Source organism: Acetobacter sp. AAB5 (assembly GCF_050106715.1).
GTDB lineage: Bacteria > Pseudomonadota > Alphaproteobacteria > Acetobacterales > Acetobacteraceae > Acetobacter > Acetobacter oryzifermentans.
On the sequence record NZ_JBNIEW010000002.1, the window covers coordinates 1 to 15,219 of the forward strand.

Genomic DNA, 15,219 nt, shown 5'->3' on the forward strand with positions numbered 1-15,219 from the left:
CAACGGCGTGATACTTGTCTCCGGCTTTTTCGGCTGGCTGATAGCCGTGGCCTTTTTCCGTGATGACATGCAGCATGATGGGGCCGTTATCCGTATCGCGCAGGTTGCGCAGGATAGAGACCAACTGCGGCAGATCATGCCCATCTACAGGGCCAACGTAGTAAAAACCCAGTTCTTCAAACAGCGTACCGCCGGTGATCATGCCGCGGGCATATTCATCCGCCTTGCGGGCCGTGCGCTCCACAGGGGCAGGCAGCTTTTTCACGAACTTGCCGGCCAGCTCACGCAAGCCCATGAACTTGCGAGAGGACATCAGGCGCGACAGGTAGTTCGACATTGCGCCCACGGGTGGGGCAATGGACATTTCGTTGTCGTTGAGGATGACAATCAGCCGTTCCGCGCCGGGGCCAGCCACGGCGGCGTTGTTCATGGCCTCATACGCCATGCCGGCGGAAATGGAGCCATCGCCAATCACGGCAATGACGTTGCGTTCGCGGTAGCTGGGGTCTTCCTCCGCCCGCAGGTGGTGGGCCACGGCCATGCCGAGTCCCGCGGAAATGGAGGTGGAGGAATGCGCTGCGCCAAACGGATCGTACTGGCTTTCTGCACGGCGGGTAAAGCCAGAAAGGCCGCCCGGCTGGCGCAGGGTGCGGATACGGTCCCGCCGTCCTGTTAGAATCTTGTGGGGGTAGGCCTGATGGCCCACATCCCAGATTACCTTGTCATCAGGGGTGTCAAACACCGCATGCAGGGCAACCGTCAGCTCCACAACACCCAGGGATGCCCCAAGGTGGCCCCCCGTGGTGGAAACCGCGTCCACCGTTTCGGCCCGCAGTTCATCCGCAACCTGCTTAAGCTGCTCAACCGAGAGATTGCGCAGGTCCGCCGGATACTCAACCCGGTCCAGCGCAGGAAAACGCCCTAACGTCGGAATCGGTGAAGGCGCGCTCTTGTCCTGAGAACTGTCCATGCGATCGTTTCCATCTTTTTGTTGCGGGCTGCTGTCTGGTACCTGGGCGGATGACGCAACCCGAAGTGTGTCTTACGCCGCGTTTGCATGCCGACAGACATCGCGATCCGATGGCATGTGGTTTAATGTTTCACGCAAGAACGCAAGTATTGAAACAAAACAAGCCGGCGATTGTGGCCTTTTTGCAACAGGAGTGTGAAAACACTTGAGCTTGACAAACCACACAACATATATGCAGGCCAATATCTTCTTTCATGCGTGGCCGCGTAACGCGTGTATTCAGTATTCTGTCTGACCACCTGATGGCTCAGGGCGGAAATACTTGCCGCGGGTAGCACGGCCGCGTTTCTTGTTACACACTGAACTGAACAAGTTCTTTCCAGTCACGATACGGGCGTAAGTGATGCGCCGGAGCGGGGGTTTATGGCCGTACCGATAATGCAGGCCGTCAGGGTCGGCAAATATGTCGTCACACAGCATCTCAAGAAGCGGAAGCGCTATCCGCTTGTGCTGATGCTTGAGCCGCTTTTCCGCTGCAATCTGGCATGCGCAGGTTGCGGGAAGATCGACTACCCGGCTGCCATTCTCAACCAGCGCATGACCGTGCAGGAATGCATGGATGCAGATGCCGAGGCAGGCGCACCAGTTGTGGCTGTGGCCGGTGGTGAACCGCTGCTGCACAAGGAAATGCCGCAGATTATTCGCGGTTTGATTGCGCGTAAAAAATACGTTTACCTGTGCACAAATGCCCTGCTGCTTGAAAAGAAGATGGATGAATATGAACCATCCCCCTTCTTCTCTTGGGATGTGCATCTGGATGGTGACAAAACCATGCACGATTCCTCCGTCTGTCAGGATGGGGTGTATGAACGTGCCGTGGCAGCCATTAAAAAAGCCAAGGAGCGCGGCTTCCGCGTTTCCATCAACTGCACCCTGTTTGATGGCGCAGATCCGCAGCGTGTTGCCAGTTTCTTTGATGAAGTGATGGCAATGGGCGTGGACGGAATCATGACCGCACCGGGTTATGCTTACGAACGCGCACCGGATCAGGAACACTTCCTGAACCGCCAGAAAACCAAGCAGCTGTTCCGCGATATCTTCCGTTTGGGCAAAGGCCACAAATGGCGGTTTACGCAGTCTCCGCTGTTCCTGAACTTCCTGGCGGGGAACGAGCAGTACCACTGCACGCCGTGGGGCAAGCCGCTGCGTAACGTGTTTGGCTGGCAGCGCCCGTGCTATCTGCTGGGTGAAGGCTATGCCAAGTCCTTCCGTGAGCTGATGGATGACACGAAGTGGGATGATTACGGCACCGGTAACTACGAAAAATGCGCTGATTGCATGGTGCATTCCGGTTACGAATCCACCGCTGTGATGGATGCCGTACGCCGCCCTTGGCACATTGCCAAAGTGGCGCTGTTTGGCCCCGAAACAGAAAAACCAATGGCACCGGAAATCTCGCTGGCAAACCAGCGCCCGGCCCAGTACGTCTTCTCCAAACAGGTGGAAGAACAGATGGACGCCATTGCCGCACGCAAGCCTGCCAAGGCCCCACGTGTGAAGGTGATTCGCACAGCCGAAGGCGCGAACGATGCTCCGGCAGCAAAGCCAGCAGTAGAAGCCACTGCGGCAGACTGATCGGGCCTTCCGAATCGGGTTTTAAAAAGGAGCGGTTCCCGCAAGGGGCCGCTCTTTTTTTGCTCTGAACGCCTAAAACATACCGAATTGGTCCGCTTTATCCGGAAGGCAGACATACTGCCGCCGCATAAGGCAATACGCTTTCCTGTATGGCCTAGCTGTGGCTTTGGGGGAAATCATCCCCTATTCTGCCCGCCAGAAACCCGCCACGCGGGTACCCTACACAGAGGGCATATCGTTTTTCATGGCACTTTCCATTCTTGTCATTTTCTTTCTGGTGTTGCTGAACGCCGTGTTTGCCATGGGGGAACTTGCACTTATTTCCGTGCGTATCCCCCGGCTGGTCATGTTGCAGGAACAAGGCGTACGCGGGGCCGAGCGGGCCATGCGGCTGGCGGAAGACCCGCAAATCTTCTTGCCCACAGTGCAAGTGGGCATGACACTTGTTTCCATTCTGGAAGGCACATTTGGTGGGGTGCAGATAGAAGCGCACCTTACCCCCATGCTGGAGCGTATTCCGGCCATTAAACCTATTGCCCCGCAGCTTTCCATGATTGTGGTGGTGGTGCTGATTACGGCCATTATGCTGGTGCTGGGTGAGCTTGTGCCCAAGCAACTGGCCCTGCGCGAACCAGAAAGAGTGGCCGCCCGTCTGGCTGCACCGCTGGAGGTTCTGGCCAATGCCACCCGCCCGGTGGTGTGGCTGCTGCGCCAGTCTTCCAACGTGGTTCTGCGCCTGATGGGGGCCGCAGATGCCGTAAACCAGACGCTGACGGAAGAAGAACTGAAAGCCTACATTGCAGAAGGCGCGCGCTTGGGCGTGCTGGAGCATGAAGAACGCACCATGATCGAACGTCTGCTGCGCCTTGCAGACAGGCCCGTGCGTGCCATCATGACCCCCAGAAACGAACTGGTATGGATAGACCGCCATGCCGGGCGCGAGGCACTGGTGCAGGCGCTCAAGCAAACCACCTATGCCCGCCTTGTGGTGTGCGAGGGTGGGGTGGATAACCCCGTGGGTGTGGTTCTGGCCAAGGATATGCTGGACCGCGTTCTAGACGGCATGCCTGCCTCTATAGAGGCAGGTTTGCGCCCAATGGTGGTGGTGCCAGACAGTATTTCCGCGCTGGATATGCTGGAGCGCATGCGCAGTATTCCGCTGGGCATGGCCTTTGTGTTTGATGAATACGGGGCGTTTGAAGGCATTGTTACGGCGTCTGATTTGTTTGATGCCATTGTGGGGGAAACTTCGCACGAGCCTCAAAAACTCACGCGCCTGAACACAGAACCGGCCCCAGATGCCGTGCTGATGCTGGATGGCACGGAATCCGCCGATGAAGTGAAAGACCAACTGGCCATCAAAACCCTGCCGGAAGAAGGCAGCTACCACACGCTGGGCGGCCTTATTCTGGCCCTTCTGCGCCGTGTGCCAGCGGTGGGCGATAAGGTGGCTTACGAGGGATGGCTGTTTGAGGTGCTGGAAATGGAAGGCCGTCGTGTTTCCCGCGTGCGGGCCAGCAGGCAGCCTCTGGCGGAAAACTGAGGGCCACCCACGCGGGCAGGTATTTGGCCTGCCCCAAGGGGCTCTAATGCACCCTTGCCATAGGTTATAAAAAAGGGGCGCAGCCGGTTAAAGCTGCGCCCCTTTTTGTATGCGATAAGCCCGCCAAACCTGCGCCGCAGAGCCTTAATGAAGGGTGCGGGTGTTGAGCGTATGGGCCAGTGCCTTTTCATCCTCAAAGTCTGGCCATGTGCTTTGGGCCAAGGCTGTAAGGGAGGGTGTCGGCAGCTTCATCTTGGCGGCATACATCCACAGGTAAGCAAGGGTATGGTGCACGTAATCCCGCGTTTCTGTGTTGGGCAGCAGTTCCATAAACAGCAGCGGATCATTAGCTGCTGGGCCGGTAGAACTTTCCCAATGCGCAAGGGCGGAAGGCCCCGCGTTATAGCTGGCAAGCAGGCGGATAATATCTCCACCACGTGCCTCTGTGTGGTTGCTCTGGCGCGTTAGCCCCGCCAGATACTGCACATAGCGCTGCCCGATTTCCAGATTGATGCTGGGGTCATGCAGGGCTTCGGCGGAATGCACAAAATGGTGGTTCAGATTGGTGGGGGAGTCGCTGGTGACAAAATCAGCCGTAAGGGGGCGGATTTGCATCAGGCCATGTGCCCCTGCGCCGGAAACAGCGCGTGGGTCGAAGTTCGATTCCACACGGGCCAGTGCGTAAACAAGGGCAGGGTCCATGGTAAAGCCGTGCCGGGGGCGTAGCAGGGGCAGGGGTGTATCCTCTGCATTCTGCGCCGTGGCGGCATGGGTGTTCAGGGCATCGGCCATTTCTGTAGCCAGATCATGCAGCCCGGCTGTTTGCGCCACAAGCTGGAAGGCCCGTGCCAATGTAACGTCTCGCAGGTCTGGCCATGCGCGGCGGATGGCGTTTTCTGCCATTTCCGGCTCACCAACTTGCAGCAGGGCAAACACGCGGCGGCCTACTTCGGAACTGCCAACGGCTTCGATATCAATTTCCGTTAGCACCGGAGCGGAGGACGCACCGTTATCCGGAACGGGGCTGTTTTCCAGCGGTTTAAAGCCAACAGGGTGCGTATGGGCGTTAGAGGCCGCATGGTCTGCCGGGTCTGGCTGCAACATCCGATAGGCCAGAAGCCCATAGAAACTACGCGGGAAAGCTGCCGCGTGTTGGAGCCACACATGCTGAGCATGGGCATTGCCGGTTTTTCCGTGCCCACGTGCAGCCCAAAAGGCGCAGGCGGCCCGCATTTCCGGCATGGCGCGCGGGGCGTGGGAGGCTTTTTCAAAAAACGGAATAGCTTCCGCATAGGCCTGCTTCTGCCACAGGGCCAGCCCTGTAATGTAGCTGGCTAGTGGATTGCGCTCACGGGAAAGGTGTACAGCCGTGCGGCCAATATCCAGCGCCATATCCGTTTCACCGGAAACCAGCATGGCCTGTGCGGTTTCTGCTTGGAGCTGGGCCGCGTAGGCGGGCGTCATGCCCGGTGTAATGCTGATAAGGTGCAACGCACTGTGCACGCCCTTCAGCCCCCATGTGGTGCGTTCACGCAAGGTGCGGTCTAGCAGGGGGTTGCGGGTGAATTCCTGCGCCAGTGGGCCAGCCGCAAGGGCGGCATGGGCCGGGGCTAAGTGGTCTGCCGGTGGGGCAGGTGGTAACGGGCCACCCCGTTCGGGCAGCGCGGCAAGGCGCGCCCATATGGCCGGAGCATCGGCATAGCTGGTGTATTGTTTCAGCCAGTTCCGCAGCTCGGTCGCGTTGGGGTGGTAATTCGGGTTGAGGTAACGGTCTGCCTGTAGCTCACCCAACAGGGTGGAATCTGTTAGATGCGTGGTGCTGCTAATGGCTTCCGTGAACGCCCCCTGCTGTTGCAGGCGCAAAATAGCGCGCACCTGAGTGGCAACTTCTGGGGGAAGAGGTTTGGGGAGTGTAACATCATCACCTTCGGGGAAAGCCTGGCGTGGCAGAACCATAGCCAGCTCTTCGCTGTACGGTTCTGGCCCGGCTTCCGGGGGCTTGGCATGGGCTCTCGTCACAACGACGGAAGCGCTGGCCAAAAGGGCGGCACCAGCCAGAATGGCTTTTGCCGCGATCTGATGAGGAATTTGACCTATCGCTCGCATGGCTGGCGGGGTCTAGGCCCTTCCAGCCTAAAAGGCAAGTTTCCTGTCTGTAAGAAAAGGGAAAGGTTCTTCAAAAATTGTTGCATTCCCTGTGGTGAATCGCTGGTCAAGCTGGAAGAATTTCTATGATTTGCGCAGGTATTCCCACGGTTTATGCAATGTATTTCTTGCTGACATATTCTGTAACATCTGGCGCAGCGCTTACGCTTACATGCGTGTGCTGATTACATGCTTTGGCTGTCTTGGCGCAGGGTATCCATCACCGTCATCAGTGTTGCCCATATTTCACGCCGTGCAGCGGGGCTGGCCCGAAGTTGGAGCGGATGGCGCATGGCCATAACCGGCAAGGCAGGCAACCCCGGCAAGGTAATCTCCTGCCAGTTGCGGCGGGGCAGATCTGTTGTTTTGCCGAGCAGCATCCGGGCGGGCAGCCGCCCGCACAGTAACAGGCGCTGGGGGGCAAACAACGTTATGGCGCGTTCCAGAAAGGGGCGGCAGATGCGCTGGTCCATCTCTGTTGGTGCGGTGCCTCCGGCTGGCCGCCACGGCAGGGCCGTAGCAAGGGCCAGTTGGCTGCGTTCCAAAGGCAGCGGGGCCAGCATGGTATCCAGCAGGGTGCCACATAGGCCCGCAAAAACCTGCCCGCTTCTATCTTCATCCTCATCCGGGGCTTCCCCAATCAGCATCAAGGGGGCGTGGTGTGGTCCGGCGGGCATAAGGGTGTGCATGGCAGCACCGCGCAAGGGGCATGCCATGAAGGAATCCATCGCCTGAAACAGCTCTTCTGGCGTATTGGCGGCGGCGGCAAGGCGCTGCGCCTGTTCCACTGTATCTGCAAAACTGGTGGGGGCAGGCTGCTGCTGTGGGGGGCGTTGCGCAGGGGCGGCAGGTGCCGGTGTTCTGCCTGTTCCGGGCTGCGGCGGTGTGTACGGTGGCGCCTGCTGGGGCGTTTTGCCCCGTAGCGGAGGCAGCACAAGCCCGGCCCCGGCGTGCCGATGATCGACCGCGGCATCGGTTACAGCAACATCCACGCCCCATTCCGTATAAAGGCGCAGGAGAGACAGAGCTGCTTCCATCATATAAACCGTATCATAAAGCGGACGGTTTGGTGGTTTGGCGCGGGCGCGTTAGACAAAACCAGTCGTTCATGTCGTTCCTTTCCGCTCTGCCAGAAGGGGTGGGGCATCCGTGGGCGGCCTGCCCGGTTGCCACCGTATCCTGTAGATAGGGTTCTTATGCTGTTTTGTCGCCTTCTGCCTACGGTTTTCATGCTGCTTTCCGCCACTGTGCTGGCTTCTCCGCTATATGCGGCCCAGCCCGATACATCTGGCGCAGCCCTTAAAGGGGCCGAACCCAAAGCAGATACTGCGGTTATGCATGCGCCTGTCGGGCATGTCGATTCGGGGGCGTTTCTAAGCGCCGTAATTGCCGTCCGCAGGGGGGATGACCTTCAGGCCGCACGTTCTTTCCGCCAGGCCGCAGCCGCAGACCCACAGAATATGGACCTGCTGAAGCAGGCTTTTGTGCGCAGTGTTATGGCGGGGGATGCCGATGCGGTGCCGCTGGCCCACAAGCTGGACAAGCTGCCCGGCGCGCAAAGCGTAATCTCCGCTCTGGTGCTGGGAAACGATGCCGCTGCGCGTGGTGAGTGGGGCGAGGCGCTGACCTATTACCATCAAGCACGCACAGACCCGCTGACACATCTTATTATGCCGCTGTTGCTGGCATGGTGTGAACAGGCCCAAGGCCATGCGGATGAGGCGGTGGAAAGCCTGACCCATATTCAAAAATCTGTTCTGGTACCGTTTTACACGCTGCATGCCGCCCTGATTGCGCAGGTAGCCGGCCAGACAGACCGCGCAGGCCAGCTTTTTGATGAAACGCGCAAGATCATGCCGGGGGGTGATCTGCTGCTCACCCGTTCTTACGCCGCATGGTTGTGGGAGCACGGGCAGAAAGAAAAAGCCCGCGCCGAGCTGCGCAAGCTGGAAGGGGATGATCCAGTTCTGTTGCTGGCTGGCCCGCAGCTTCAGGCCACCATTTCGCACTTCCCGGTTACATCGGCGCGCGGAGGTATTGCGCGGGCTTACATTCTTACGGCGTTTTTGCTGCGCCAGCAGGGGCGGGAGCAAGCCCAGCAGGCCGCAGCCACCGGCGGCATGGTGGGGAATGATGCCAACCTCTATCAGTTTAACGAGGCCGCACGCCTGATGCTGGGCTTTGCCTTGGCGATGGACCCCACATTGGCCGAAGCCCGCCTGATGCTGGCCGAAATCCAGATTGATGAAGACCACGGGGCTGCCGCGCGTGAAACATTGCTGCGCGTGCCGCAGTCTGACCCCATGTCCCCCGTGGCGCGGCTGCGGCTGGCGGTGCTGGATTCCACGCCCGATCAGGCTACCGAGGCGGTAAACCTGTTGCGCCCGCTTGTGGCCCAATTGCCAGATCAGATTCTGCTTCAGCGTGCCTTGGGCAATGCGCTGGTGCAGCAGAAGGACTGGAAAGGCGCAATTGCCGCCTATACCAAAGCCATAGACCTTGCCACCGCCCAGAAAGATGTGGATTGGACGCTGCTTTTCCTGCGCGCCATGGTGTACCACGAAATGGGGGATTGGCCCCACGCGCGGGATGATGCCCGTGCCGCACTGGCCTATGCGCCAGACGAATCCATGCTGCTGAATTTTCTGGGGTATTCCATGGTGGAGCGGCATGAAAACCTGCCCGAAGCCGAAAAACTTTTGCGCAAGGCGCACCAGCTTTCTCCCGATGATGCCGCTATTACAGACAGCCTCGGCTGGGTGCGTGCAGAGCGTGGAGACCTGAACGAAGCGCTGGACCTTTTAGAAAAAGCCGCAGAAAAAACGCCAGAAGACCCGGAAGTGAATTATCATCTGGGCGAGGTTTACTGGCGGCAGGGCCGCAAGACCGAAGCCATAGATCAGTGGAACGTGGCTTTGGGGCTGCACCCTATTCCATCGGATGAAGTATTGATACGTGCTGCGCTCAAGCGTGCAGGTGTAGAGCCGGATGTAAAAAAAGCAGATCAGGCCGCCCCCGCTAAAGTTGCGCCGCAGGATAAAGGAACACACACGCCATGACAGTTGATGTTCTGGATGTTGCAACCACAACCCTAACAGAAATTGCCCCTGCAAAAATCAATCTGTATTTGCATGTTACTGGCCGCAGGCCAGATGGATACCACTTGCTGGATAGCCTTGTGGTGTTTGCTGGCGCTGGTGATGTGCTGCATTATGAGCCGGGTCCAGAACCGCTGCATCTCAAGCTGGAAGGCCGCTTTGGCCGCGCCCTTGGGGCAGATGCTGCCGGGGCTGATAATCTGGTTATGAAAGCCGCCGCCGTGCTGCGTGATCTGGCCGGGCCAGATGCCAATGTGCAGGGTGGTTGCCTTGTGCTGGAAAAAAACCTGCCCGTGGCCTCTGGCATTGGTGGGGGTTCAGCAGATGCCGCCGCGGCCTTGCGTTTGCTGAATCGGGCATGGAACGCGCAGGTGGGTGAACCAACCCTGTTCCGTGTAGCGGAAACATTGGGGGCGGATGTGCCCGTGTGCCTGCTAAGCCAGACCGTGCGGATGGAAGGTATTGGGGAAACCCTTACCCCCGCGCCGCGTTTGCCAGAGTGTGGCCTTGTGTTGGTAAATTGCGGGCAGGCTGTTTCCACCCCGGATGTGTTCCGCAAAAGAACCGGCGATTTTGTGCCTCGGGCTGCTTTGCCGCAAAGCTGGCCCAATAGTGCTGCTATGGTGGAAACCTTAAAGGCGCAGGAAAACAGTCTGGAAGCTCCGGCATGCAATGTATGCCCGCCCGTTAAGCGGGTGTTGGCCGATATTGCCACGCAACCAGAATGCCAGTTGGCCCGCATGAGCGGTTCTGGCGCCACGTGTTTTGGTGTGTTCCCTACCGTAGAAGCCGCGCGAGAAGCGGCAGACAGGTTGGCAGATGCACACGCCGCATGGTGGGTGTGGGGTGGTGCTCTGGTTTAAGGGGCTTTGCCTCACCATATCAGCGTAAAGTTTTTCGGTGAGCCAAAGGGGCGCAAGCCTGTTTTGGGGTAACCGGGGGTAGGAGGTTTTATGTCTTCCAAGCTTGATCTGTCTCTTTCAGCAGACCACACAGAAGTACATCTTAAGGTGCTAGAGCAGGAAGATCAGCCTGCTGTAGATATTGCGCTTTCGGTAGAAGACATCACACGGCTGATTCAGGTTTTGGGCCAGTGCCGGGAAACGATGCTGGAAGGTAAGGAGCTGCCGCCCATAGAAGGTGCTACTTTTACACCTGTTACGCGCACCAAATGGGCGCTTCAGCCCGAAGCCAGCACGGATGGCTCTGTTCTGGCTTTTCAGCACCCGGCCTTTGGCCCGGTAGGGCTTGTGCTGCCACCAGCAGATGCAGACCGCCTGATGCATGGTTTGCACATGCACCAGCAAATGCGCCAGCAGCCCATTAAACCACGCGGGCGTTTGAACTGATTTCTGGCTGTTTATTCAGATGGTATAATTGAGGCCGCAAAAATTTGCCCCGTGCAGCAGAAAAACCACACGGGGCAGAAAGCAGGTGTTCAGGATTTCCGGCAGTTACGAATATGCGCCATCAGGGCGGTAAGGCCCATGGCCGTAAGCGCGCCAAAAATGCTTGCCCGCAAGCTGCTGGAAACAAAAAAGGTTAGTGGGCTGTCCACCCTGCGGGAGTGTTCATTAAACGGGCCTTGCGCCCCAAAGGAACCGGGCACGGATTTGTATAAATCATCCGGCTGCGGGCCTTCTGCCCAATCATGCTCCATCTGGGCCTTATAGCCTTTCTCCGCCAAGCGGGCTTCACGGCAGCCAGGGGCAATCATATGCCACAGGGCGGCAAAGCTGTTGGTAGCGCCAATGGAAATAGAGCGGCTGGTGCTAAAGGCGGCACGGCAAATGGCTTCTGCCGCTACTTCGGGTTCATATACCGGGCCAACGGGTTTTAAGCGCTTGCCCGTAAGGTTGCGTGTCCAGCCATAATGGGGGGTGTTGATGGCGGGTAAATCTACCATCACCACGCGAATATTATCGGCATCGTGCCGCAGCTCTGGGCGCAGGCTTTCACAAAAACCGCGCAGGGCAGAACGTGCCCCGTTTTCTGCTGCCTGAAGCGGCATGCCGCGTAAATTGGGGGCCAGATCCAGATTGATAATAGCCCCTTGCCCGCGCCGACGCATAACGCCAAGTGCGGCCAGTGTGCCGTTTACGCTGCCCAGATAGGTTACCTCTGTGGCCCGGCGGATATCATCGGCAGAAAGAGTAGAAACCTGCCCAACCACCGTGGCCCCGGCGCAGTTGGCCCAAACCGAAATGGGGCCAAGTTCTGTTTCAATACGCTCTGCCGCATCCTGCACGGCTTTGGCGTCTGAAACATCCAGCGGAATGACCAATGACCGCACAGAATGTTTGGCCAGATTTTCTGCTGTTTCTTTCAGCCGGTCTTCATTGCGGCCCAGCAGGGCAATATCAAACCCGGCGCGGCCCAGCGCACGTGCCGCCGCGCGGCCAATACCGGCGCCTGCGCCTGTAATCACAGCTATCTGGGTTGGCATCCGCGTTTTTTCTCCCGGTTATCACTCAAGCAAGATGTTTAAAATCTGGCTACCATTTTGCGCTGCAATCGGGCAGGGCACAAGCCACAGGGCAGGGGTTCTGCCCCGCGTGGGCTTTTATGCAAGGGCCAGACTTACAGATATTTCAGCGCGATAATGCCGCCTAAAAACACTATGGCAAATGCCCCGGCCACCAGCGGCAGGCGTTTTTCCAGAAAATCCTGAATAGGGGCCCCAAAGCGCCACAAAAGGCCCGCCACCAGCATAAACCGCACACCGCGCGTTACAAGGCTGGCCAGCATAAAAGGCAGAATGGCAAAATGCGCCATGCCGCTGGCAATGGTTACAAACTTGTAGGGGATAGGCGTTAGCCCCTTAAGCAGAATAATCCACACACCCCATTGGCGGAATTTTTCCTGCAAGGTCAGCAACGTGGCCTCGGCATGGTAAAAATGCACAATCGGGCGGGCTATCGTATCCAGCAATGCCGCCCCAATCAGCCAGCCCAGCAGGCCACCGGCCACACTGGCTACCGTGCAGATGGCGGCATAAACCCACGCCTTTTGCCTATGTGCCAACACCATGGGCACCAGCAGCGTTTCTGGCGGAAGGGGGAAAAAGCTGGCTTCTGCAAAAGCCAGCGCCGCCAGCCATAAAGGCGCGTAGGGGCTGGCGGCGTGCCGCAAAACGCGGGCATACAGGCGGTTTAGCATATGGGTTTAAATACTACATTCGTTCGCGGCGCAGAACATCCTCCGCCTTGGCGTGGATGGTATCATATTCTTCCTGCGTAAGGTTTCCCCGGTGCAGCATTTCGCTGGCACGGGCCAGCGCATCACGCGCATGGGTGGCATCGGGAATGGGGTAGCGGCGGCCGGGCAGGGCAAAGGCATCATCGGGCAGGGCGTTGCGTTCTTCAGTTGTCAGCTTAGACATGGTTGGTCTTCCTGTCTTCCTCACACAGTTCAGAGGCACTTTCCAGTTCGTCCAGTTCCGCCATGGCAGCTTCTGCGCTGGTGGTGGGAACATCGGAAACCGGTGTGCTGCTCCGCACTCCCGCTGCCAGAGGATGCTGTGCGGGAGAGACTTCTAATGTTTGTGTCACACGGAACGCCGTCAAGACTGCAAAAGAGCCAAACACTATCGCCCCCAGCGCTTGCCCGGCCTGCACGCCAAGTGGGCCAAAGCGTGCGCCCATCATTACAAACGGAATGGTGCCCAGCGTGGCCCGCCCCCAGTTAAAGGCGGTGGAATACAGCGGAAAACCAAGGTTGTTAAAGGCGGCATTCGCCACAAACAGCATGCCCACAAACAGATAACTGCCGATTGTCCATGTGCAGAACATATGGATAAGGGCTGCGGCATCGCCTTGCGCATCATACATGGCCACAACGCCGTTCTGCGCACAAAACAGGAGCAACCATGTGGCCCCAACGCTCAGAATTACCAGCTTTAGGGCTGCACGCAGGGTTTCTCGCACACGGTCGCACTGCCCGGCGCCAAGGTTCTGGCCCATAATAGGGCCAACAGATCCGGTAAGGGCAAAAACCAGCGCAAACAGCACAGGCACCGTACGCTCGATAGAGGCTTGCCCCGCAACAGCAGCTAACCCAAAGCGTGCCATGGCCTGCGTAACGTACACACCCCCAACAGGTGTGGCCAGATTGGTAAGAATAGCCGGAAAAGCCACCGTGGCCACGCGTTTGGTATCGGGCACAATTCGGTGGGCTTGTGGCATGGCCAGCATATCGTGCCGCAATGCGCCGCGCAGGCCCACTGTTGCCACCACCGCGCGTGAAAGCACTGTGCTGATGGCCGCCCCCATAAGCCCTTCATGCAGCCCAAAAATAAACAGAGGGTCCAGCACCGCAGCAACCACGGCTCCCAGCAACGTAATGTGCATGGAGCCCTTGGCATCCCCCACCACGCGCATAAGGGATGAAGCCCCCATGCCCGCACAAATAAGGGGCAAAGCGGGGCTAACGGTGCGCAGGAATGTGGTGGCGTTGGCCAAGGCCTCACCCTGCGCGCCAAACAGCACCAGAATGGGGTGGGCAAAAATCATGGTGCCGATACCCAGCACCATTGCCAGCCCGATCATGACAGTAAGGGCGGAGGAGGCAATGCCCCGAGCCTCATCCGCACGGCCTGCGCCAATCTCACGCGCGGTGGCGGCACTTATGCCAATGGTTAGCCCGATGGAAACGGCAATCTGCAAGCCAATAACGGCCCCGGCAAAGCCAATGGCAGCCGTAAGGGCGGTGTTACCCAAGTGGCTGATATACACCATATTGAGCATATCCACCGCAAACACTGCCATAAGGCCAATGGCCCCGGTGCCAGCCATAACCAGCACGTGGCGCATGATGCTGCCGGTGGTAAAGCAGGCCTTGTGGCGTCCGCCAGGCGGGGAGGGCCGGTTCATTCATGCTCCGTGTAGGCTGTGCTGTGCGCGCGGGCCGATGTGGGTATTGAGTATGTCATGACTTGTGCCCCCTGCGAACAGGGAGAACACGGAACATCTGCCCTGAAAGGCGTGCAAGCCCGAATAATGTGCTGCAAGCGCCGCTTTTAGAGGGTGGGCGGCGTTGCTTCGGGCTTTTCTGCGTCTGCCTTGCGTTCCAGCGGGCGGCCTAAATACGCTTCCAGCACCTGCTCTGTAGGGCCATCCATACGTACCTGCCCCTGATCCAGCCAGATCAGGCGGTTGCACCAATCGGCCATCACATCCGCCATATGGCTGGAGAGCACCAGAATATCGGCGCGGGAGACAAGGTTTTCAAGCCGGGCACGGGCACGGTTACGGAAGGAGGCATCCCCCGCCATAAACCATTCATCCATCAGCAGCACATCGGGCATGATAGCCGTGGCCAAGCCAAAGGAAAGGCGCACCATCATGCCCGAACTATAGGTGTTTACGGGCAGATCCATAAAAGCGCCAAGGCTGGCAAAGTTTTCTACATCAGCCTCAACCTGCGCGGTCTGCTCCTTGCTGAGGCCAGAGAACATGCCGCGCAGGCGAATGTTTTCCCGCCCGGTTAGGTCCATGTTCATGCCCAGTTCGGGGTCTAGCAGTGTGCCAATGCTGCCGCGCACCGTAACGCTGCCGCCTACGGGTTCATAAATACCGGCCAGCGCGCGCAACAGCGTGGTTTTGCCTGCCCCGTTGCCACCTACAAGGCCCAGCCTGTCCCCCGGTTGCAAGGTAAAGCTTACACCTTTAAGCGCCTGCACCACCACGCGGTCTCGGTTATCGTGCATGAAGCGGGTGTTGAGCGTACGGCCCAGCGTTTTGCTGAGCGATTTGCGCAGGCTGCGGGCATTGCCATGATACAGCGGAAAGGTGATTTGCAGGTTTTCAACCGCAATATCTGTCATGCGC

13 protein-coding genes are annotated in these 15,219 nt (G+C 58.5%); 5 read left to right on the top strand and 8 right to left on the bottom strand.

Annotated elements, in window-relative coordinates; all coding sequences use genetic code 11:
- A partial coding sequence (locus ACP7IZ_RS02175) for a 1-deoxy-D-xylulose-5-phosphate synthase N-terminal domain-containing protein (protein WP_426847660.1) occupies positions 1-970 on the bottom strand: 970 nt, incomplete at its 3' end.
- A gap of 423 nt (positions 971-1,393) precedes the next feature.
- Between ACP7IZ_RS02175 and hpnH the strand changes: the two genes are divergently transcribed.
- Together hpnH and ACP7IZ_RS02185 are read left to right on the top strand one after the other, a co-directional pair.
- Complete coding sequence (gene hpnH / locus ACP7IZ_RS02180; RefSeq protein ID WP_006116953.1) at positions 1,394-2,605, top strand: adenosyl-hopene transferase HpnH; 1,212 nt, start codon at positions 1,394-1,396, stop codon at positions 2,603-2,605.
- A gap of 160 nt (positions 2,606-2,765) precedes the next feature.
- On the top strand, positions 2,766-4,148 hold the full coding sequence (locus tag ACP7IZ_RS02185; protein WP_426847661.1) for a hemolysin family protein: 1,383 nt from the start codon (positions 2,766-2,768) through the stop codon (positions 4,146-4,148).
- 144 nt (positions 4,149-4,292) lie between these two features.
- Here the strand turns inward: ACP7IZ_RS02185 and ACP7IZ_RS02190 are convergent, their stop codons facing one another.
- Complete coding sequence (locus tag ACP7IZ_RS02190; RefSeq protein ID WP_426847662.1) at positions 4,293-6,254, bottom strand: lytic transglycosylase domain-containing protein; 1,962 nt, start codon at positions 6,252-6,254, stop codon at positions 4,293-4,295.
- A 224-nt stretch (positions 6,255-6,478) separates the two neighbouring features.
- Complete coding sequence (locus tag ACP7IZ_RS02195; RefSeq protein ID WP_426847663.1) at positions 6,479-7,333, bottom strand: uracil-DNA glycosylase; 855 nt, start codon at positions 7,331-7,333, stop codon at positions 6,479-6,481.
- Positions 7,334-7,489: 156 nt separating this feature from the next.
- Between ACP7IZ_RS02195 and ACP7IZ_RS02200 the strand changes: the two genes are divergently transcribed.
- From ACP7IZ_RS02200 to ACP7IZ_RS02210, 3 genes are all read left to right on the top strand, one after another.
- Entirely contained in the window at positions 7,490-9,352 is a 1,863-nt protein-coding gene (locus ACP7IZ_RS02200; protein ID WP_426847664.1) for a tetratricopeptide repeat protein, read from the top strand.
- A complete protein-coding gene (locus ACP7IZ_RS02205; protein ID WP_426847665.1) occupies positions 9,349-10,254 on the top strand; it encodes a 4-(cytidine 5'-diphospho)-2-C-methyl-D-erythritol kinase in 906 nt (301 codons plus the stop codon). Before ACP7IZ_RS02200 ends, ACP7IZ_RS02205 begins: the two co-directional genes overlap by 4 nt.
- 90 nt (positions 10,255-10,344) lie before the next feature.
- Positions 10,345-10,740, top strand: a complete 396-nt coding sequence (locus ACP7IZ_RS02210; RefSeq protein WP_006116959.1) for a hypothetical protein — start codon at positions 10,345-10,347, stop codon at positions 10,738-10,740.
- 89 nt (positions 10,741-10,829) lie between these two features.
- Here ACP7IZ_RS02210 and ACP7IZ_RS02215 read toward each other — a convergent pair whose 3' ends face one another.
- From ACP7IZ_RS02215 to ACP7IZ_RS02235, 5 genes are all read right to left on the bottom strand, one after another.
- Entirely contained in the window at positions 10,830-11,837 is a 1,008-nt protein-coding gene (locus ACP7IZ_RS02215) for an SDR family oxidoreductase (RefSeq protein WP_426847666.1), read from the bottom strand.
- A gap of 134 nt (positions 11,838-11,971) precedes the next feature.
- A complete protein-coding gene (locus ACP7IZ_RS02220; protein WP_006116961.1) occupies positions 11,972-12,550 on the bottom strand; it encodes a YqaA family protein in 579 nt (192 codons plus the stop codon).
- Positions 12,551-12,563: 13 nt separating this feature from the next.
- Positions 12,564-12,773 carry a hypothetical protein gene (locus ACP7IZ_RS02225; protein ID WP_003625103.1) on the bottom strand — a complete coding sequence of 70 codons (210 nt, stop codon included), beginning with the start codon at positions 12,771-12,773 and terminating at the stop codon, positions 12,564-12,566.
- A complete protein-coding gene (locus ACP7IZ_RS02230) occupies positions 12,766-14,262 on the bottom strand; it encodes an MATE family efflux transporter (RefSeq protein WP_426847667.1) in 1,497 nt (498 codons plus the stop codon). The genes ACP7IZ_RS02225 and ACP7IZ_RS02230 overlap by 8 nt, the downstream gene beginning before the upstream one ends.
- Before the next feature lie 146 nt (positions 14,263-14,408).
- Positions 14,409-15,215, bottom strand: a complete 807-nt coding sequence (locus ACP7IZ_RS02235; RefSeq protein WP_426847668.1) for an ABC transporter ATP-binding protein — start codon at positions 15,213-15,215, stop codon at positions 14,409-14,411.
- Positions 15,216-15,219: the final 4 nt, after the last annotated feature.